Consider the following 15,211-nt stretch of genomic DNA (forward strand, 5'->3'; position numbering starts at 1 on the left):
GAGCCTGCCAGGATTTGGGCAGGTGCGCAATACGTTTGTATTGGGCGCTTGCGCAATATCGTGCGCGGCTACGATCCCGGCATGGGAAATCGCGAGGACCTGCTGGCCGGAGCGCGCCGCTGCCTGGAGGAGAAGGGGTACCTGCGCACGACCGTGCGCGACATCGCCTCGGCGTCGAAGGTGAGCATGGCCGCGATCGGCTACCACTTCGGCTCGCGCGAGGCCCTGCTCAACCTCGCCCTGTTCGCCGCCATGGACGAATGGGCCGCCGGGTCCGGCCGGCTCGCCGGCCAGGGCGACACCACCGAGGAGCGGTACGCCGACACCTGGGACCGCAAGATCCAGGACTTCGGCGACATGCGCTGGCTGTGGATCGCCAACGTCGAGGCCTTCGTCCACGCGCAGTCCTCGCCCGAGCTGCTCGCGGCCCTCGCCGAGGGGCAGCGCCGCTCCCGCCGCATGGTGGCCGCGCAGCTGCGCGGGGTCCCCGAGGACGCGGTCGCCGAGGAGGACGTACGGGCCCTCGGGTCGGTGCACATCGCGCTGCTGACCGGGGTGATGGTGCAGACCCTGACGGACCCGGAGCAGGCCCCGAGCGGCCGGGAACTCGCCCAAGGCCTGCGCGCCATGGCCGAGTTGCTCGAAAGGTGAGGGCTACCGAAGGGTAGTAAAGGCCGGTCCCGCACGCCAGAATCCGGAGGCACGTCCCAGCCGTGGCTGGGAATCCATCACCGGGTCGGCAAAGGGGCGGACATGGCACTGGATCGTCGGGCATTTCTGGTCGGGGCGATGGCGGCGGGCGCGGGCGCGGCCGTGGGCCTCGGAGCGGCGGCCCCGGCCTCCGCACGCACGCTCGCTGCGCGCGGCGCCCTCGGTACGCAGGACTGGATGGCCGGGCTCGGGGACGCGACCGCGCTGCAGCGCATGACCATCCCCGGCACGCACGACTCGGGCGCCACCAAGGGCGGGCTCTACGTCGCCTGCCAGAACACCTCGATCGCCCAGCAACTCGACTCCGGGATCCGCTTCCTCGACGTCCGCTGCCGCGTCACGGGCGGCTCGTTCGCCATCCACCACGCGGCCTTCTTCCAGGACCTGATGTTCGGGGACGTCCTCGTCGCCTGCGCGAACTTCCTCGCCGCGCACCCCTCCGAGACCGTGCTGATGCGGCTCAAGCAGGAGTACTCCGAGGACAGCGACGCCACCTTCCGCGCCGTCTTCGACGACTACCTCGACCACCGGGGCTGGCGCCCGCTGTTCCGGATCGCCGACACCCTGCCCGCCCTCGGCCAGGCCAGAGGCAAGGTGGTCCTGCTCGCCGACAACGGCGGCCTGCCCGGCCTGCGCTACGGCGACGGCAACGTCTTCGACATCCAGGACGACTGGAACGCCGAGCCCTTCGCCAAGCGCGGCAAGATCGAGAACCAGTTCCGCCGGGCCGTCCAGCAGCCCGGCAAGCTCTTCGTGAACTACACCAGCACTTCGGCGTACATGCCGCCGCGCTGGAACTCCGACCGGCTGAACCCGCAGGTGCACTCGTTCGTCGACGGCGGGGAGCTGGCCGGCCGGACCGGGCTCGGCATCGTCCCGATGGACTTCCCGAACACCCGCTCCGGCCTGGTCGCCTCCCTGATCCGGCACAACTGACGGCCGGGCCTGTCCGGCCCCGGCCCGGTCCCGGCTAGGCGGCCGGGTCCGGCCGGTCGGCTGGCGGCGGGGTCGGGGCGCCCGGGATGCGCAGGAGAGCCTCCGTGCCCGGGCCGCCGTCCGACGGGGCGCGCAGCTCGGCGCTGCCGCCCGCGCGCTGCGCCGTGCGGGCCACGATCGACAGCCCGAGTCCGCTGCCCGGCAGGGCCCGGGCCGACGGGGACCGCCAGAACCGCTCGAACACGTACGGGAGGTCCTCGGCCGGGACACCGGGACCGTGGTCGCGCACGGTCAGCTCGCCCGCCCGCAGCGAGACCTCCACCGCCCCGCCCGGCGGGCTGAACTTCACCGCGTTGTCCAGCACGTTGACCACCGCCCGCTCCAGCGCCGCCGCCTCGCCCCGCACGTACCAGGGCTCCAGATCGGACGCGAAGTCCAGCTCCGGGCCGCGCAGCCGGGCCCGGGACAGCGCGCTCTGCACGATCTCCTGCAGCGCCACCACCTCCAGCCTGGCGGGCGGGGCGGCGTCCGGGCGGGACAGCTCCTGCAGGTCCCCGATCAGCGCGGCCAGCTCCGTCATCTGCGCCTTGACCGAGGCCAGCAGCTCCTTGCGGTCCTCGGGCGGGATGGCGCGGCCGGTCTCCTCGCTGCGCGCCAGCAGCTCGACGTTGGTCCGCAGCGAGGTCAGCGGCGTGCGCAGCTCGTGGCCGGCGTCCGCGATCAGCTGGGCCTGCCGCTCCTGGGAGGAGGCGAGGGCCGCCGTCATGGAGTTGAAGGACCGCGACAGGCGGGCGATCTCGTCGTCGCCCTCGTCGGGGATCCGTACGGTCAGGTCCTCGGTCCGGGCGATGTGCTCGACGGCGCCCGTCAGCTCGTCGACCGGCCGCAGCCCCGTACGGGCCACCCACAGGCCGGCGACGCCCGCGCCGGCCACCCCGATCCCGGAGACCAGGATCAGCACCCAGGCCAGCGTGGACAGCGGTTTGTCGATGTCGGCCAGCGGCCGGGCCACCGAGACCGCGAAGACCGGGGCGCCGGGCTGGGTCTGCGCCGCGAAGGTGTAGACGCGCATCCCGACGCCTTTGTCGGTCGTCGCGTCGTGCAGCGCCTTGGCCTTGCGGCCCGCCGCGACCTGCTCGTCCGTATCGGTCACCGGCAGGTCGGTCTGCCCGCTCACCCAGCAGTGACTGCCGTCCGCGGTGACGATCTGGACCGTGGCGTTCAGCTTCTCGGCGATGTCCTGCTGGGCCTGCGTCGGCGGGCGGGCCGGACAGCCCTGGCGCAGCCGTTCCAGCACCTGCGCGGTCGGGTTGGTGGACATCAGCGACTGGTTCAGCTGGTTGCCCAGCTGGGCCTGCACCATCACCCACGACACCGCGGACACGGTGGCCACGGCCAGGGCCACGGCCGTGGCCACCAGCAGGGCGATGCGGGAGCGCAGCGGGAGCGCGCGGAATCTGGCCGCCGGGCTCATTCGGGCCCTCCGGAGTCGCCGGCCCCGGCGGCGCGCAGGACGTAGCCCACCCCGCGCACGGTGTGGACCAGGCGGGGCTCGCCGCCGGCCTCGGTCTTGCGGCGCAGGTACATGACGTACACGTCCAGGGAGTTGGAACTGGGCTCGAAGTCGAAGCCCCAGACGGTCTTGAGGATCTGCTCGCGGGTCAGCACCTGGCGCGGGTGCGCCAGGAACATCTCGAGCAGGGTGAACTCGGTGCGGGTCAGCTCCACCTGGCGCCCGGAGCGGGTGACCTCGCGGGTGGCGAGGTCCATGCGCAGGTCGCCGAAGGCCAGGGTGTCCGTCTCCTCGGCTTCGCCGCCGCCGGGCCGCGGGGCGGCGTACGCGCTGCGGCGCAGCAGGGCGCGGACGCGGGCGAAGAGCTCGTCGAGCTCGAAGGGCTTGACGAGGTAGTCGTCGGCGCCCGCGTCGAGGCCGGTGACGCGGTCGCCGACGGTGTCGCGGGCGGTGAGCATCAGGATCGGGGTGGTGCTGCCGGAGGCGCGCAGCCGGCGGGCCGCCGTCAGGCCGTCCATCCGGGGCATCTGGATGTCGAGGACGATCAGGCCGGGATCGTAAGAGGCCGCCTTGTCGAGGGCGTCGAGCCCGTCGACGGCGGTCTGCACGGCGTACCCCTCGAAGGCGAGGCTGCGGCGCAGCGCCTCCCGCACGGCGGGCTCGTCGTCGACGACGAGGATGCGGTGCGGGTCGCCTTCGGCCGGATTCATCTGCGGTCCCCCAGGGGTCGTGGTCGGTCGTACCAGGCTCGCACGGGACGCCTAGTACGAGGTCCCGAAGCCGTCGGCGGCGCTGCCGCTGTTGTTGCTGCTGCCGCTGTTGCCGGTACCGGTACCGCCCTTGCGCAGGGAGGCCAGGTCGGCCTTGATGGTGTTCACCGGGATGGCGAAGCCGAGGCCGACGCTGCCGGCGGTGGAGCCGTCGCTCGAGGGGGAGTAGATCGCGGAGGGCATGCCCACGATCTCGCCGTTCATGTTGACGAGGGCGCCGCCGGAGTTGCCGGGGTTGAGCGAGGCGTCCGTCTGGACGGCCTTGTACGAGGTGGTGTTCGACCCGGTGTTCCCGTTGAACTGCTGACCGTCGTACGAGAACGGCCAGCCGCCGTTGCTCCGCTGCCGCTGGGGCGCCTGCTGCTCGGACTTGGGCACGTTGACCTCGCGGTTCAGGGCCGAGACGATGCCGCTGGTGACCGTGCCGGTGAGGCGGTCGGGGGAGCCGATGGCGACGACCTGGTCGCCGACCTTGAGGCCGTCGGAGTCCCCGAGCTTGGCCGGCTTGAGGTTGCTCGCGCCTTGGAGCTTGATGAGCGCGAGGTCCTTGTCGGGGTCGGTGCCGACGGTCTTGGCCGGGTACTTCTTGCCGTCGCTCATCGTCACCTGGATCTCGGTGGCGCCGTCGATCACGTGGTTGTTGGTGACGATCTCGCCGTCTGCGGTGACCACGATGCCGGAGCCGGTGCCCTGGCCGGAGCCGGTGCGGGTGTCGATCCGCACGACGGAGGGGCTGACGTTCTCGGCGACTCCGGAGACGGTCCCGCTGTTGGACTGCGAGACGTTGGTGCCGGTGACGCCGCCGCCGCTGCGGGCCTGGCTGTCGAGCAGCTGCTGCACGGCGGCGGCGGTGCCACCCCCGACGACGGCGGCGGCCAGCGCCACGGCGACGAGCAGTGCGACGGGCCGCTTGGCCCGGGCCGCGTGCGCGGGCCCCTCAGGGGGCGCGGTGGTTGCGGGGGCTGCCGGGGGCTGGTGCGCCTCGTGCCAGCCGGGCGCCGCCGGGGGCGGGTAGGCGGGCGGCGGCGGGTAGGCCCCGCCGAGGGGCGCGCTCTGGGCCGGGCCGTTCTCCTGCGGGTACTCGCCGTCGCGGCGGAAGCTCTCGGTCATGACCACGACTCTGTCCCCGGATCATGAGAGCTTCCTGAGTCCCCCCTGAGAACCCCGACAGAACCGCGTATGCCCGACATGAACCGGCCGGCCCGACCGCATCAGGTGCAGGGGGTCACCACCCCGTCCAGGGGTCGACGGACGGAGTCCGCCGCGTGGAAAGTCAGTGGCAGCCGCAGGAGCGGCGGATCACCAGGGCCGACGGGAACTGCTTCAGGCGTTCGCGGCGGGAGCCGGCCACCCGCAGGGCGTCGTCCAGGACGAGGTCGACCGCCGCGCGGGCCATCGCCGGGCGGTCCGAGGCGATCGTCGTCAGCGGCGGGTCCGTCAGGGCCGCCTCCTTGACGTCGTCGAAGCCGGCCACCGCCAGCTCCCCCGGCACGTCGATGCGCAGCTCCCGCGCAGCCCGCAGCACGCCGATCGCCTGGTCGTCCGTCGCGCAGAAGATGGCCGGCGGCCGGTCCGGGCCGGAGAGGACCTCCAGCGCGACGCGGTACGCGTCGTACCGGTTGTAGGGGGCCTCGAAGAGGCGGCCTTCCGTCGAGCGGCCCGACTCCTGCATCGCCCGGCGCCAGCCCTCGACGTGGTCGGCGACCGGGTCGCCGACCGACGGGGTGTTCTCCACCCCGCCGATGCAGGCGACGTACTCGTGCCCGTGCTCGAGCAGGTGCCGGGTGGCGAGCTGCGCGCCGCCGATGTCGTCCGTGACGACGGCGACGTCGTCGATCGCCTCCGGCCGCTCGTGCAGCAGCACCACACGCGCGTCCCAGGCCTCGATCTCCGAGGCCGCCCGCTCGCTCATGCCCTGGCTGACCAGGATCAGCCCGGAGACCCGCATCCCCAGGAACGCCCGCAGGTAGTGCACCTCGCGCTCGTCCCGGTAGTCGGAGTTCCCGACCAGGACCATCTTTCCGCGCTCGGCGGCGGCCTGCTCGACCGCGTGCGCCATCTCCGCGAAGAACGGCTGGCGCGCATCCGGGACGATCATGCCTATGAGGTCGGTGCGCCGTGACGCCATCGCCTGGGCGACCCGGTCCGGGCGGTAGCCCAGCTCCTTGATCGCGGCGAGTACACGCTCGCGCGTGGCCGGGGCGACCGGCCGGGGTCCGTTGTTGATGACGTAGCTCACGACGGCGGTAGACGTACCCGCAAGTCGTGCAACGTCATCCCGCGTCACCTTGGCCACGCTCGGGAGTCTACGCGGGGTGACCTACCTCTGGGCAGGCCGTCCTGCCGACTGGACGATCACAGGAGGTTCCTCCATACGGGGGACACCGGCCGACGCCTGGGCCGACGCCTGGGCCGACGCCTGCGCCGCGGCCTTCGCCGCCGCCTCCGCTGCCGCCCGCTCCACCTTCTCAGGCGTGACGAAGCGGTAGCCGACGTTGCGGACCGTACCGATCAGCGACTCGTGCTCGGGGCCGAGCTTCGCGCGCAGCCGCCGTACGTGGACGTCCACCGTCCGGGTGCCGCCGAAGTAGTCGTACCCCCAGACCTCCTGGAGCAGCTGGGCCCGGGTGAAGACCCGGCCCGGGTGCTGCGCGAGGTACTTGAGGAGCTCGAACTCCTTGAAGGTGAGGTCGAGGACCCGCCCCTTCAGCTTCGCCGAGTACGTCGCCTCGTCGACCGACAGGTCGCCGTTGCGGATCTCCATCGGGGAGTCGTCGGAGCCCAGCTGCTGGCGGCCGGTGGCCAGGCGCAGCCGCGCCTCGACCTCGGCCGGGCCCGCGGTGTCGAGGAGGACGTCGTCGATGCCCCAGTCGGCGGTGACGGCGGCGAGGCCGCCCTCCGTGACGACGAGGATCAGCGGACAGCCGGGGCCGGTGGACCGGAGCAGCTGGCACAGCGAGCGCACCTGCGGCAGATCGCGGCGGCCGTCGACGAGGATGACGTCCGCGCCGGGGGTGTCCACGAGCGCGGGGCCCTCGGCGGGGGCCACCCGGACGTTGTGCAGCAGCAGGCCGAGGGCGGGCAGCACCTCGGTGGACGGCTGCAGGGCATTGGTCAGCAGCAGGAGTGAGCTCATGCCCGACCACCTGCCCAGGTCGGGCGGTTTTGCACGGTTCGCTGGTCCATCACGTCGGTTCCTCCTCGGTCCCGTCGAGGACTTTCGCGGTACTGCTTCGTACGTGGTGCGTGTGGCGCCTCGCCGGTCCCCGCGCCCTGAGGCCCGGAAGGACACCACTGTTCTCGGTCCGTTCAACGTGCTGAAAGCACAAAAGGACCCGGGGGCAACGTTGCCCGGATCCTCTCGCCAGCAGAATAGCCCACCCGCCGGTGCGGGGCCGAGGCTTCGGCCTCCGCGCTTCTGTGGTTCCTGCCACCCCCACGCCCAGCTTATGCCCCGGTTTCACCGGATCGATGGACGTACGGCAGGCCGCCCGGGCGCACGCCGGGCGCGCGCAGGCGCACCGGATCAGCGGGCGGGAGGGGTCATCATGGAGGCCGACGGTAAAGAGCCGACGATAGGAGCTGCAGTGGCAACCGGAACCATCCGCTACTGGGCGGCGGCCAAGGCCGCGGCCAAGACGGCGGAGGAGCCGTACTCGGCGCAGACACTGGCCGAGGCGCTCGACGCCGTGCGGGAACGCCACCCCGGTGAGCTGACCCGGGTCCTGCAGCGCTGCTCCTTCCTCGTGAACGAAGAGCCCGTGGGCAAGCGCCCGCACGATGCCGTTCCGCTGACCGAGGGGGGCACCGTCGAGGTGCTCCCGCCGTTCGCGGGCGGGTGAGCGGAAACCGATGAGCACTCCCGAGGAACAACAGCACCAGCACCAGCAGCACCAGCAGCGCCAGCAGGACCCGTACGGGACCCAGACCTGGCAGTCGGACACCTGGGACACCGGCTACCAGCCGGTCCAGGAGGTCCAGCAGGTCCAGCCGCCGCTGGGTGCGCTGCCCGGCCAGCCCGTGGCCCCCGAGGGCTGGTTCCACGACGTGGCGCCCTCCCCCCAGGCGCAGGCCCCCCAGGCCCAGGCCCCCGAGGGCTGGTCCCAGGGCGGCGCCGGTGCGCCGTGGCCGGACGGGTCCGGCGCCGTGGCCGAGCAGGCGTACCTGCCGCCCTACCCGGGCCCGGCGGCAGCCGACCCGCAGCCGCAGCCGGCCGCTCCCGAGGGCTGGTTCCGCGACGAGGCGCCGGCCGCGCCGGCCCCGGCCCCCGCGGCCGAGTGGACGCCGAGCGGCGGTCCGGGTGCGTCGTGGGCCGAGGGTTCCGCCGCCGAGCAGACGGCCTACCTCCCGCCCCAGGCGGCCGGTGCCGCCGAGCAGACGGCCTACCTCCCGCCGTACCCCGGACCCGAGGCTGCGGCGGCCGCCGGAGCGGCGCAGCCCCCGTACTCGTCGCCGTACCCCGGCCGGGCCGCGGCCGGGCATCAGCCCGCCGCCGCGGCCGCCGAGACCGCGTACCTGCCGCCCTATCCCGGCCCCGATGCGGTCGACCCGCAGGCGCAGGCGCAGCCCATGGCGCCCGAGGGCTGGTTCCGCGACGAGGCTCCCGCCGCCCCGGTCCAGGACCCCGCTGCCGGCTGGGCGGCGGGCGGGGGCTCCGGTGCGGCCTGGGGCGACGGGTCCGCCGCCGAGCAGACGGCCTACCTCCCGCCGCAGGCCGCCGCCCCCGTGGGTGACGCGGCCGAGCAGACCGCCTTCCTGCTGCCGTACCCCGGCCCCGGCCCCGAGGAGCCGGCGGCCGCCACGGCCGCCCCCGCGGCACGGCCCGCCGACGCCCCTGCCGGTCCCGAGGTCCCGGGCGAGGAGCCCGCGTACTCCCCGCCCACCCTCGCCGGCAACACCGTGCGGGCCGTGGACCCCGCCCAGGCGCGCGCCGAGGGCCGGTCGCCGATCATCGACCCAGGCCCGCAGCCGGCCATACTGACCGCCGCCCTCGGGCTGCTGCTGGCCGGCGCCGCCGCCGTCGGGGACCTCGCGCTGCTCGCCCCGCTGGTCGCCCTCCAGGCGCTCACTGCGGCCGGCTGGTTCCGGCTCAACGGCATGTGGCCCGCCCGGCAGGGCATCGCCCTCGCCTTCCTCGGGGCGCTCGTCGCCGACGGCGCCGTGCTCGCCGTGGACGACTCGTACGGCCCCGGCGCGATCATCGGCACCCTCGGGGCCTGGGTGCTGCTCACGCTGGTCCTCCAGCTGCGCAGCCACGCCGACCCCGACGAGCGGATGTACGGGCTCATGGCCTCGGTGGCCTCCGCCGCGCTCGCCATCGCCTGCGCGGGCTACCTGGCCGCCGACTCCGCCGCCGTCAGCGTCGGCGCCGCCGCCGTGGCGGTCGCCGCGTTCACCCGCGCGCTGCCGCTGCCCACGCCTGCCTCCGTCGGCGTCTCGCTGGCCGCGGCCACCGGGGCCGGCATCGCGGTCGGCGGACTGACCTCCGTCGGGGTGGGCGGGGCGCTGGTCGGCCTGGTCGCCGGGGTGTGCGCGCTGATCGGGCTGCGCGTGGCCGCGTACGACTACCCGTCCAAGTTCGTCCACATGACGGCCGGTGTCGCGCTGCCGCTGGCGGCCGCCGCTCCCGCCGTCTACCTGATCGGACGGGTGGTCGGCTGACACCGGATCTCCCGTACGGGGGCCGACCGCGGCAGGCATCACACTGCCGCTGACGGCCCCCGTACGGCCGATCATGGTCCACTAGAACGCACGTACCGATCTACAGGGGGTGGGGCACGTGCGGTTCCTGCGTGTCGTTGTGATCATCGGAGTGGTGCTGGGCGCCCTTTTCGCGGGCGCCGACCGCTGGGCGGTCAACTATGCCGAGAACCGGCTGGCCGAGCGCATCCAGGCCCGCCAGGGGCTGGCGGGGAGCACGGAGGTGGACATCCACGGGTTCCCGTTCCTGACCCAAGCGCTCAGCCACGACCTCGACCGCGTCGACGTGAAGCTGAAGGGCGTCGAGGCCGTCTCGGACGGCCGCAAGACGCGGCTCTCGCAGCTCGACGCCACGTTCCGCAGCGTGAAGCTGAACGGGGACTACAGCGGGGGCACCGCCGAGCGGGCCGAGGGCACGGCCCTCGTCACGTACCAGGACCTGACCGAGGCCTCGCAGACCGGTGTGACGGTGACCTACGGCGGGGCGCCGGGCAAGGTCAAGGTCACGGCGGCCGTGGAGGTCCTCGGCCGCAAGCTCTCCCCCAGCGTGGTGTCGACGGTCACGCTCGTGGACGCCCCGGGCGGCGGCAAGACGGTCCGGGTCCGGGCCGACGAGGTGCCCGGTGAGGGCCTGCCCGGGATCGAGGGCGCGGTCCGCAAGAAGACCGACTTCGACCGCCGGCTCGACGGCGGACTGCCGTCCGGGCTCAAGCTGACCGCGCTGACCTCGGACGAGGCCGGCGTCCACCTCACGCTGAGCGGCTCGAACCTGGTGCTGGCCGGATCGTGAGACGGTACGGTCCGATCCGTAGAAGGACGGGCCGTACGAAGGCCCCCGGAGGCGGTGCGGCAGCCGCCCGGGGGCACGTTCATCCCACTATTCGGACGATCCTGTCTCGGAATATGACACGCCGGTGACAGGGCGGCCGATTCGTCCCTACGATCCATGGCTATGAAGCATCAGCAGGCGGACCTCACGAAGCGACGGGCAGTAGACCTGTGTCGCGTCGCCGCCATGCTCTGTCGATCCATGTGACCTGTGAGCGCTTCCGCTCCATCAGCCGGACGACCGTCCTTCCCGCGTGACCGCACCGCAGCCGCCCCCTCCTCTCCACTGACGCCTCCCCGCGCAGTGTCCGAGGGCGCACCCCGCAGCGGCACGCACCAGCAGCACCCAGCATCCGCAGACCGCTCCACAGCACCTGCACAGCACGTCCCGCCGCACACTGCCCCGGAGGAGAACACCATGAGCCGCAGCGACGTCCTCGTAGACGCCGACTGGGTCGAGGCCCACCTGAACGACGCCGACGTCGTGATCGTCGAGGTGGACGAGGACACGTCCGCGTACGACAAGAACCACATCACCAACGCCGTCCGGATCGACTGGAAGCAGGACCTCCAGGACCCGGTCCGCCGCGACTTCGTGGACCAGGAGGGCTTCGAGAAGCTCCTCTCCGCCAAGGGCATCTCCAACGGCGACACCGTCGTCCTCTACGGCGGCAACAACAACTGGTTCGCGTCCTACGCGTACTGGTACTTCAAGCTGTACGGCCACCAGGACGTCCGCCTCCTCGACGGCGGCCGCAAGAAGTGGGAGCTGGACTCCCGCGACCTGGTCGACGGCACCGAGGTTCCCGCCCGCCCGGCCACCCAGTACAAGGCCCAGCCGCAGGACGCCTCGATCCGCGCCTTCCGCGACGACGTCGTGGCCGCGATCGGCTCCCTGAACCTGGTCGACGTCCGCTCGCCCGACGAGTTCTCCGGCAAGCTGCTCGCCCCGGCGCACCTCCCGCAGGAGCAGTCGCAGCGCCCCGGCCACGTGCCGAGCGCCCGCAACATCCCGTGGTCGAAGAACGCCAACGACGACGGCACCTTCAAGTCCGACGAGGAGCTGACCGCCCTCTACGAGGCCGAGCAGGTCGACCTGTCGAAGGACACCATCGCGTACTGCCGCATCGGTGAGCGCTCCGCGCTGACCTGGTTCGTGCTGCACCAGCTCCTGGGCCAGGAGAACGTCAAGAACTACGACGGCTCCTGGACCGAGTACGGCTCCCTGGTCGGCGTGCCGATCGAGCTCGGCGCCAACAAGTAGATCCCGGGCACGCGACGCCCCGTAGACCGTACGACCTCTCTAGGACAGGACAGAGAACATGTGTGGAGCACAGATCGGCGGGCCCGACCTCGCGACGCTCAAGCCCGGTGAGACCGCCATCCAGGGTCAGGTGACCAAGGACGGCGAGCCCATCAGCGGGTACGTGCGCCTGCTCGACTCGACCGGCGAGTTCACGGCCGAGGTCCCGACCTCGGCGACCGGCCAGTTCCGCTTCTACGCGGCGACCGGCGCGTGGACCCTGCGCGCGCTGGTCCCCGGCGCCCAGGCGGACCGCGCCGTGGTCGTGGCCGAGGCCGGCGGCGTGACGGACGTGGCGATCGCGGTCTGACGACCGCGCTGCGCACGCAGCGGTAGAACCGGCCGGAGGGCCGCACCCCAGGGGGTTGGACGCCACTGGAACGGGGTGCGGCCCTTCGCGCCGTCCGCCTGCGGCTCTACCCTGGAGGCATGTACGCCCGGCGACGCCGCGTCTACTTCCTCCTCATGGGCGGATGCATCTTCCTGTTCGTCTCCGCCTGGTCCTTCGTGCGGCTGTTCTCGGTGGAGGCGGCCGTGGCCCTGTGCGTGGTCGCCATGGTCATCCCGCCGGTCGCCGCGATGATCGCGAACCGGCGCGGGCCGGACGACCGCTGGTGGGACGACCCCTCGGGGGACCCGAAGTCCGACGAGTGGTGGGACGAACTGGACGGAAAGCGGCGTCACGAGGATTGAAACCCCGAGACATCAAAACGTAATCAGCATTCGTACAACTGCTCCCCTCGCGGACGGGTCATGGGTACGCACGGGTAACCACCCAGTGCCTCGCGTCCTGTGGGGGGACTTCCTTGGAACACGAACAGACCCTTCCTGAGCAGCCGGAAGGGGAGGAGACCGCTGCCCGCCGCCCCCGCGGCCGCAGCCGCAGCCGTACGGTCCTCCTGATCGCCGGCGCCGTCGTACTCGGCGTGCTCGCGGGCACGGTCACCGGCTACGCGATCCAGTACGACCGCGAGCCCACCCCGCTGCCGCCGCTGGCGCAGCAGAAGATCGACCAGCCGAAGCCGCAGGCTCCGAACGAGTCGACGAGCGCCCGCGCCCTCAACGCCAACCGCTGGCACAAGACGGACGACGATCTGACGAAGCTGCTGATCGAGGCCCCGGCCGGGGTGGAGGTCCGCTCCTCGGGGGCGGTGTCCCCGGACGCGTTCTCGGCGGACTACTACGAGAAGCCGGGCGGCGGCCTTCGCAGCCAGCTCCGGCAGGACGTACGGCGGATCGCCGAGCTGGAGTGGGCGCAGGACGACCGGAACTTCGTCTCCGTCCGGCTCTTCCAGTACCGGGACCGCTCCGGTGCCGACTGGTACCAGCACGCCCACGGCTACCTGGTGGAGGAGCGGTACGCGGGCAACTCCGGCAAGGACCTGCCCGGCGTGCCCGCCGACTTCGGCCACCTGTGGGTGGACTCGGGGCAGCGGGAGAAGCCGGGCTACCTCCCGACGAAGTCGGCCCGGGTCCTCGCCCGGCGCGGCGACATCGTCATGGAGATCAGCTACATGAACAACCGCGGCGTCCTCGACGAGAAGGACGTCGTCGAGATCGCCAAGCGACAGTGGGAGCGGCTGTGAGCGACCTGCAGGACAGCAAGGACGTGACGGCCGCAGCGACCGGGCCGGCTGAGGCGACCGAGCCGGCCGCAGCGACCGAGGTGACTGCCCCCGAGGCGACTGCCTCCGAGGTGACGCAGGCCGCCGCGCCGCGGGCGCGGAGCCGCCGGACCGTGGCGCTGATCGCGGGCGGGCTCGGCATCGCCGTCCTCGCCGGAGGCGCCCTCTGGGCCGCCGGGCGGATCGCCGACGCCGACCGCACCGCGCCGACCCGGTACTGGGTCGCGGCGGGCGCCGATCCCAGGCCCACCGGTACGCCGGAACCGGTCGCGACCGTGCCGCCGAACGAGCTGACGGGCAAGCTGCTGCCGGTCACCGCCGAATTCGAGCTCGGCCCCGACCTCGACGCCGAGGGCAACGACTTCTACGTGTCGGGCGAGCGGGCGCTCCAGGCCGTCAAGGACGCGCGCACCGGGCTCTCCGGCGACGAGCGGGCGGAACGGGACAAGGTGCTGGCCGGCCTGAAGCTCAAAGGCGTGGCCGGACGCAGCTACCACCGGTCCAGCGAACAGCTGGTGATGGAGATCCAGCTCACCCAGGCCGACCCCCAGGCCCTCGCGAAGCTCTCCGAGTTCAGCAGGAAGATCCTCGAGCTGACCGGCGGCGGCCGCGACGCGCCGAAGATCGAGGGCTTCCCCGACGCCAAGTGCGCGCTGACGGTCCTCGGCAAGGAGAAGACGGAGGACCAGAACAAGATCGACACCATCGACTGCGAGGCCCTCCAGGGCGATGTGCTGGTGAGCTTCCGGATGTACGGGCCCAAGCCCTTGTCCGCGAACGACGCCGCAGGCCTGTTCAAGCAGCAGCTGAACCACCTGAAGTCCCCCGGGGAGTCCGTGTGACCGAGCAGAACACCGCCGACACCGGCCCCGTGGCAGACGCGCCCGACGCGCCCCCCGCGCCCGACGCGGAAACCGTCGTACCGGCCGCCCCCAAGGACCGCCGCAAGCTGTTCGCCGCCCTGCGCTGGACGGCCGCCGTCGTCGTCTTCGCCGCCGTCGGCACAGGTGTCGCGTACGGGATCGGCCGGGCCGAGCGCACCGACCTCCCCGGCCTGTCCACCAAGGACGACGGCCGCTGGGCCTACCCGGTCCTGGCCAAGCCCGCACTGCCCGCCGGCGCCCCGCTGCCCGCGGGCAAGGACAACAAGGACGAGACGCACTACGCGCCGCTCACCGGTCTGCTGCTGCCGGCGCCCGAGGGCGCCGAGCCGGATGCCGGGCTCAAGGCGGACAAGGGTCAGGTGGTGTCCACCGACGCCTTCCTGGAGGAGTACGCCCCCGACAGCCGGGCGAAGCTGAAGGAGGGCCTGGAGAACGAGGGGCTGCGCCAGATCGCGGCCCGCGGCTGGACCACCCCCGACGGCACGCGCACCCGCGTCTACCTGCTGCGCTTCCACTCCTCGGGCTTCGTGAACGCCTTCCGCGGCTGCGACATCAACACGCAGCTGGTCGGCGCCCCGGCCCTGGAGATGGACCTGGCCTGGAGCAAGGTCAAGAGCGCGCAGCCCAGCATGGCCGGGGAGGCGGTCAGCTACACCCTCAGCAGCGGCGGCACCAGCCTGTACCAGGAGCCCAAGCCCGCGAACGGGGACGAGCAGACCAAGCTCGGATGCCTCCAGGCGGGTGACGTCCAGGCCGTGATCCTCCAGACCCGCAAGGGCGAGGTGGCCACCGTTCCCTTCCACCAGACGGTGGTCCTGCAGAGCCAGCTGCTGGGCTGACCGCCCGCAGGAGGCGGCTGCGGCCTACCTCACGGAGTGCGCCGGTCCCCGGGCCAGTAGGCTTGGGGACCGGCCCCGTACACGCCCACATCACTCCGAGGA

17 protein-coding genes are annotated in these 15,211 nt (G+C 72.7%); 12 read left to right on the forward strand and 5 right to left on the reverse strand.

Annotation, left to right across the window (positions count from 1 at the left end; genetic code table 11):
* Positions 1 to 81 precede the first annotated feature (81 nt).
* Both OG299_RS21825 and OG299_RS21830 read left to right on the forward strand, forming a co-directional pair.
* Positions 82 to 651 carry a TetR/AcrR family transcriptional regulator gene (locus OG299_RS21825; protein WP_266628003.1) on the forward strand — a complete coding sequence of 190 codons (570 nt, stop codon included), beginning with the start codon at positions 82 to 84 and terminating at the stop codon, positions 649 to 651.
* A gap of 102 nt (positions 652 to 753) precedes the next feature.
* The gene (locus OG299_RS21830) at positions 754 to 1,647 is read left to right on the forward strand and encodes a phosphatidylinositol-specific phospholipase C (protein ID WP_266628005.1); all 894 of its coding nucleotides are present in this window, start codon (positions 754 to 756) and stop codon (positions 1,645 to 1,647) included.
* Between the two features lie 34 nt (positions 1,648 to 1,681).
* Here the strand turns inward: OG299_RS21830 and OG299_RS21835 are convergent, their stop codons facing one another.
* From OG299_RS21835 to OG299_RS21855, 5 genes are all read right to left on the reverse strand, one after another.
* Positions 1,682 to 3,121, reverse strand: a complete 1,440-nt coding sequence (locus tag OG299_RS21835; RefSeq protein WP_327362357.1) for a sensor histidine kinase — start codon at positions 3,119 to 3,121, stop codon at positions 1,682 to 1,684.
* Positions 3,118 to 3,870: a response regulator transcription factor gene (locus tag OG299_RS21840; protein WP_266628009.1), complete on the reverse strand. Its 753-nt coding sequence runs from the start codon at positions 3,868 to 3,870 to the stop codon at positions 3,118 to 3,120. The genes OG299_RS21835 and OG299_RS21840 overlap by 4 nt, the downstream gene beginning before the upstream one ends.
* A gap of 51 nt (positions 3,871 to 3,921) precedes the next feature.
* On the reverse strand, positions 3,922 to 5,040 hold the full coding sequence (locus OG299_RS21845) for a S1C family serine protease (protein WP_327362358.1): 1,119 nt from the start codon (positions 5,038 to 5,040) through the stop codon (positions 3,922 to 3,924).
* A 163-nt stretch (positions 5,041 to 5,203) separates the two neighbouring features.
* On the reverse strand, positions 5,204 to 6,226 hold the full coding sequence (locus OG299_RS21850) for a LacI family DNA-binding transcriptional regulator (protein WP_030300863.1): 1,023 nt from the start codon (positions 6,224 to 6,226) through the stop codon (positions 5,204 to 5,206).
* A gap of 24 nt (positions 6,227 to 6,250) precedes the next feature.
* Entirely contained in the window at positions 6,251 to 7,066 is an 816-nt protein-coding gene (locus tag OG299_RS21855) for a response regulator transcription factor (protein ID WP_266628014.1), read from the reverse strand.
* Between the two features lie 451 nt (positions 7,067 to 7,517).
* Between OG299_RS21855 and OG299_RS21860 the strand changes: the two genes are divergently transcribed.
* The 10 genes from OG299_RS21860 (at position 7,518) to OG299_RS21900 (ending at position 15,109) form a co-directional block, all read left to right on the forward strand.
* The gene (locus tag OG299_RS21860) at positions 7,518 to 7,772 is read left to right on the forward strand and encodes a MoaD/ThiS family protein (RefSeq protein WP_030300859.1); all 255 of its coding nucleotides are present in this window, start codon (positions 7,518 to 7,520) and stop codon (positions 7,770 to 7,772) included.
* A 673-nt stretch (positions 7,773 to 8,445) separates the two neighbouring features.
* Entirely contained in the window at positions 8,446 to 9,591 is a 1,146-nt protein-coding gene (locus OG299_RS21865) for a hypothetical protein (RefSeq protein ID WP_442817596.1), read from the forward strand.
* Positions 9,592 to 9,709: 118 nt separating this feature from the next.
* Positions 9,710 to 10,420, forward strand: a complete 711-nt coding sequence (locus OG299_RS21870) for an LmeA family phospholipid-binding protein (RefSeq protein WP_266628017.1) — start codon at positions 9,710 to 9,712, stop codon at positions 10,418 to 10,420.
* Between the two features lie 162 nt (positions 10,421 to 10,582).
* A complete protein-coding gene (locus OG299_RS42785; RefSeq protein ID WP_350206375.1) occupies positions 10,583 to 10,666 on the forward strand; it encodes a putative leader peptide in 84 nt (27 codons plus the stop codon).
* A gap of 210 nt (positions 10,667 to 10,876) precedes the next feature.
* On the forward strand, positions 10,877 to 11,722 hold the full coding sequence (locus OG299_RS21875) for a sulfurtransferase (RefSeq protein WP_327362359.1): 846 nt from the start codon (positions 10,877 to 10,879) through the stop codon (positions 11,720 to 11,722).
* Between the two features lie 58 nt (positions 11,723 to 11,780).
* Positions 11,781 to 12,071: a DUF1416 domain-containing protein gene (locus OG299_RS21880; protein WP_327362360.1), complete on the forward strand. Its 291-nt coding sequence runs from the start codon at positions 11,781 to 11,783 to the stop codon at positions 12,069 to 12,071.
* Between the two features lie 119 nt (positions 12,072 to 12,190).
* Positions 12,191 to 12,454, forward strand: coding sequence for a DUF3099 domain-containing protein (locus OG299_RS21885; protein ID WP_030300849.1), 264 nt, complete (start codon positions 12,191 to 12,193; stop codon positions 12,452 to 12,454).
* 113 nt (positions 12,455 to 12,567) lie between these two features.
* Positions 12,568 to 13,347, forward strand: coding sequence for a hypothetical protein (locus tag OG299_RS21890; RefSeq protein ID WP_327362361.1), 780 nt, complete (start codon positions 12,568 to 12,570; stop codon positions 13,345 to 13,347).
* Positions 13,344 to 14,228 (forward strand): hypothetical protein, encoded by an 885-nt coding sequence (locus OG299_RS21895; RefSeq protein WP_327362362.1) that lies wholly within the window; start codon positions 13,344 to 13,346, stop codon positions 14,226 to 14,228. The genes OG299_RS21890 and OG299_RS21895 overlap by 4 nt, the downstream gene beginning before the upstream one ends.
* Complete coding sequence (locus OG299_RS21900; RefSeq protein ID WP_327362363.1) at positions 14,225 to 15,109, forward strand: hypothetical protein; 885 nt, start codon at positions 14,225 to 14,227, stop codon at positions 15,107 to 15,109. Before OG299_RS21895 ends, OG299_RS21900 begins: the two co-directional genes overlap by 4 nt.
* Positions 15,110 to 15,211 lie beyond the last annotated feature (102 nt).

This window comes from Streptomyces sp. NBC_01296 (assembly GCF_035984415.1).
Classification (GTDB): Bacteria; Actinomycetota; Actinomycetes; order Streptomycetales; family Streptomycetaceae; genus Streptomyces.

What these genes read in the sequence shown, in the direction of transcription:
- OG299_RS21825 (WP_266628003.1), top strand. Translation starts at nt 82, where the DNA reads ATGGGAAATCGCGAGGACCTGCTGGCCGGAGCGCGCCGCTGCCTGGAG.
- OG299_RS21830 (WP_266628005.1), top strand. Translation starts at nt 754, where the DNA reads ATGGCACTGGATCGTCGGGCATTTCTGGTCGGGGCGATGGCGGCGGGC.
- OG299_RS21835 (WP_327362357.1), bottom strand. Translation starts at nt 3,121, where the DNA reads ATGAGCCCGGCGGCCAGATTCCGCGCGCTCCCGCTGCGCTCCCGCATC.
- OG299_RS21840 (WP_266628009.1), bottom strand. Translation starts at nt 3,870, where the DNA reads ATGAATCCGGCCGAAGGCGACCCGCACCGCATCCTCGTCGTCGACGAC.
- OG299_RS21845 (WP_327362358.1), bottom strand. Translation starts at nt 5,040, where the DNA reads ATGACCGAGAGCTTCCGCCGCGACGGCGAGTACCCGCAGGAGAACGGC.
- OG299_RS21855 (WP_266628014.1), bottom strand. Translation starts at nt 7,066, where the DNA reads ATGAGCTCACTCCTGCTGCTGACCAATGCCCTGCAGCCGTCCACCGAG.
- OG299_RS42785 (WP_350206375.1), top strand. Translation starts at nt 10,583, where the DNA reads ATGAAGCATCAGCAGGCGGACCTCACGAAGCGACGGGCAGTAGACCTG.
- OG299_RS21875 (WP_327362359.1), top strand. Translation starts at nt 10,877, where the DNA reads ATGAGCCGCAGCGACGTCCTCGTAGACGCCGACTGGGTCGAGGCCCAC.
- OG299_RS21880 (WP_327362360.1), top strand. Translation starts at nt 11,781, where the DNA reads ATGTGTGGAGCACAGATCGGCGGGCCCGACCTCGCGACGCTCAAGCCC.
- OG299_RS21885 (WP_030300849.1), top strand. Translation starts at nt 12,191, where the DNA reads ATGTACGCCCGGCGACGCCGCGTCTACTTCCTCCTCATGGGCGGATGC.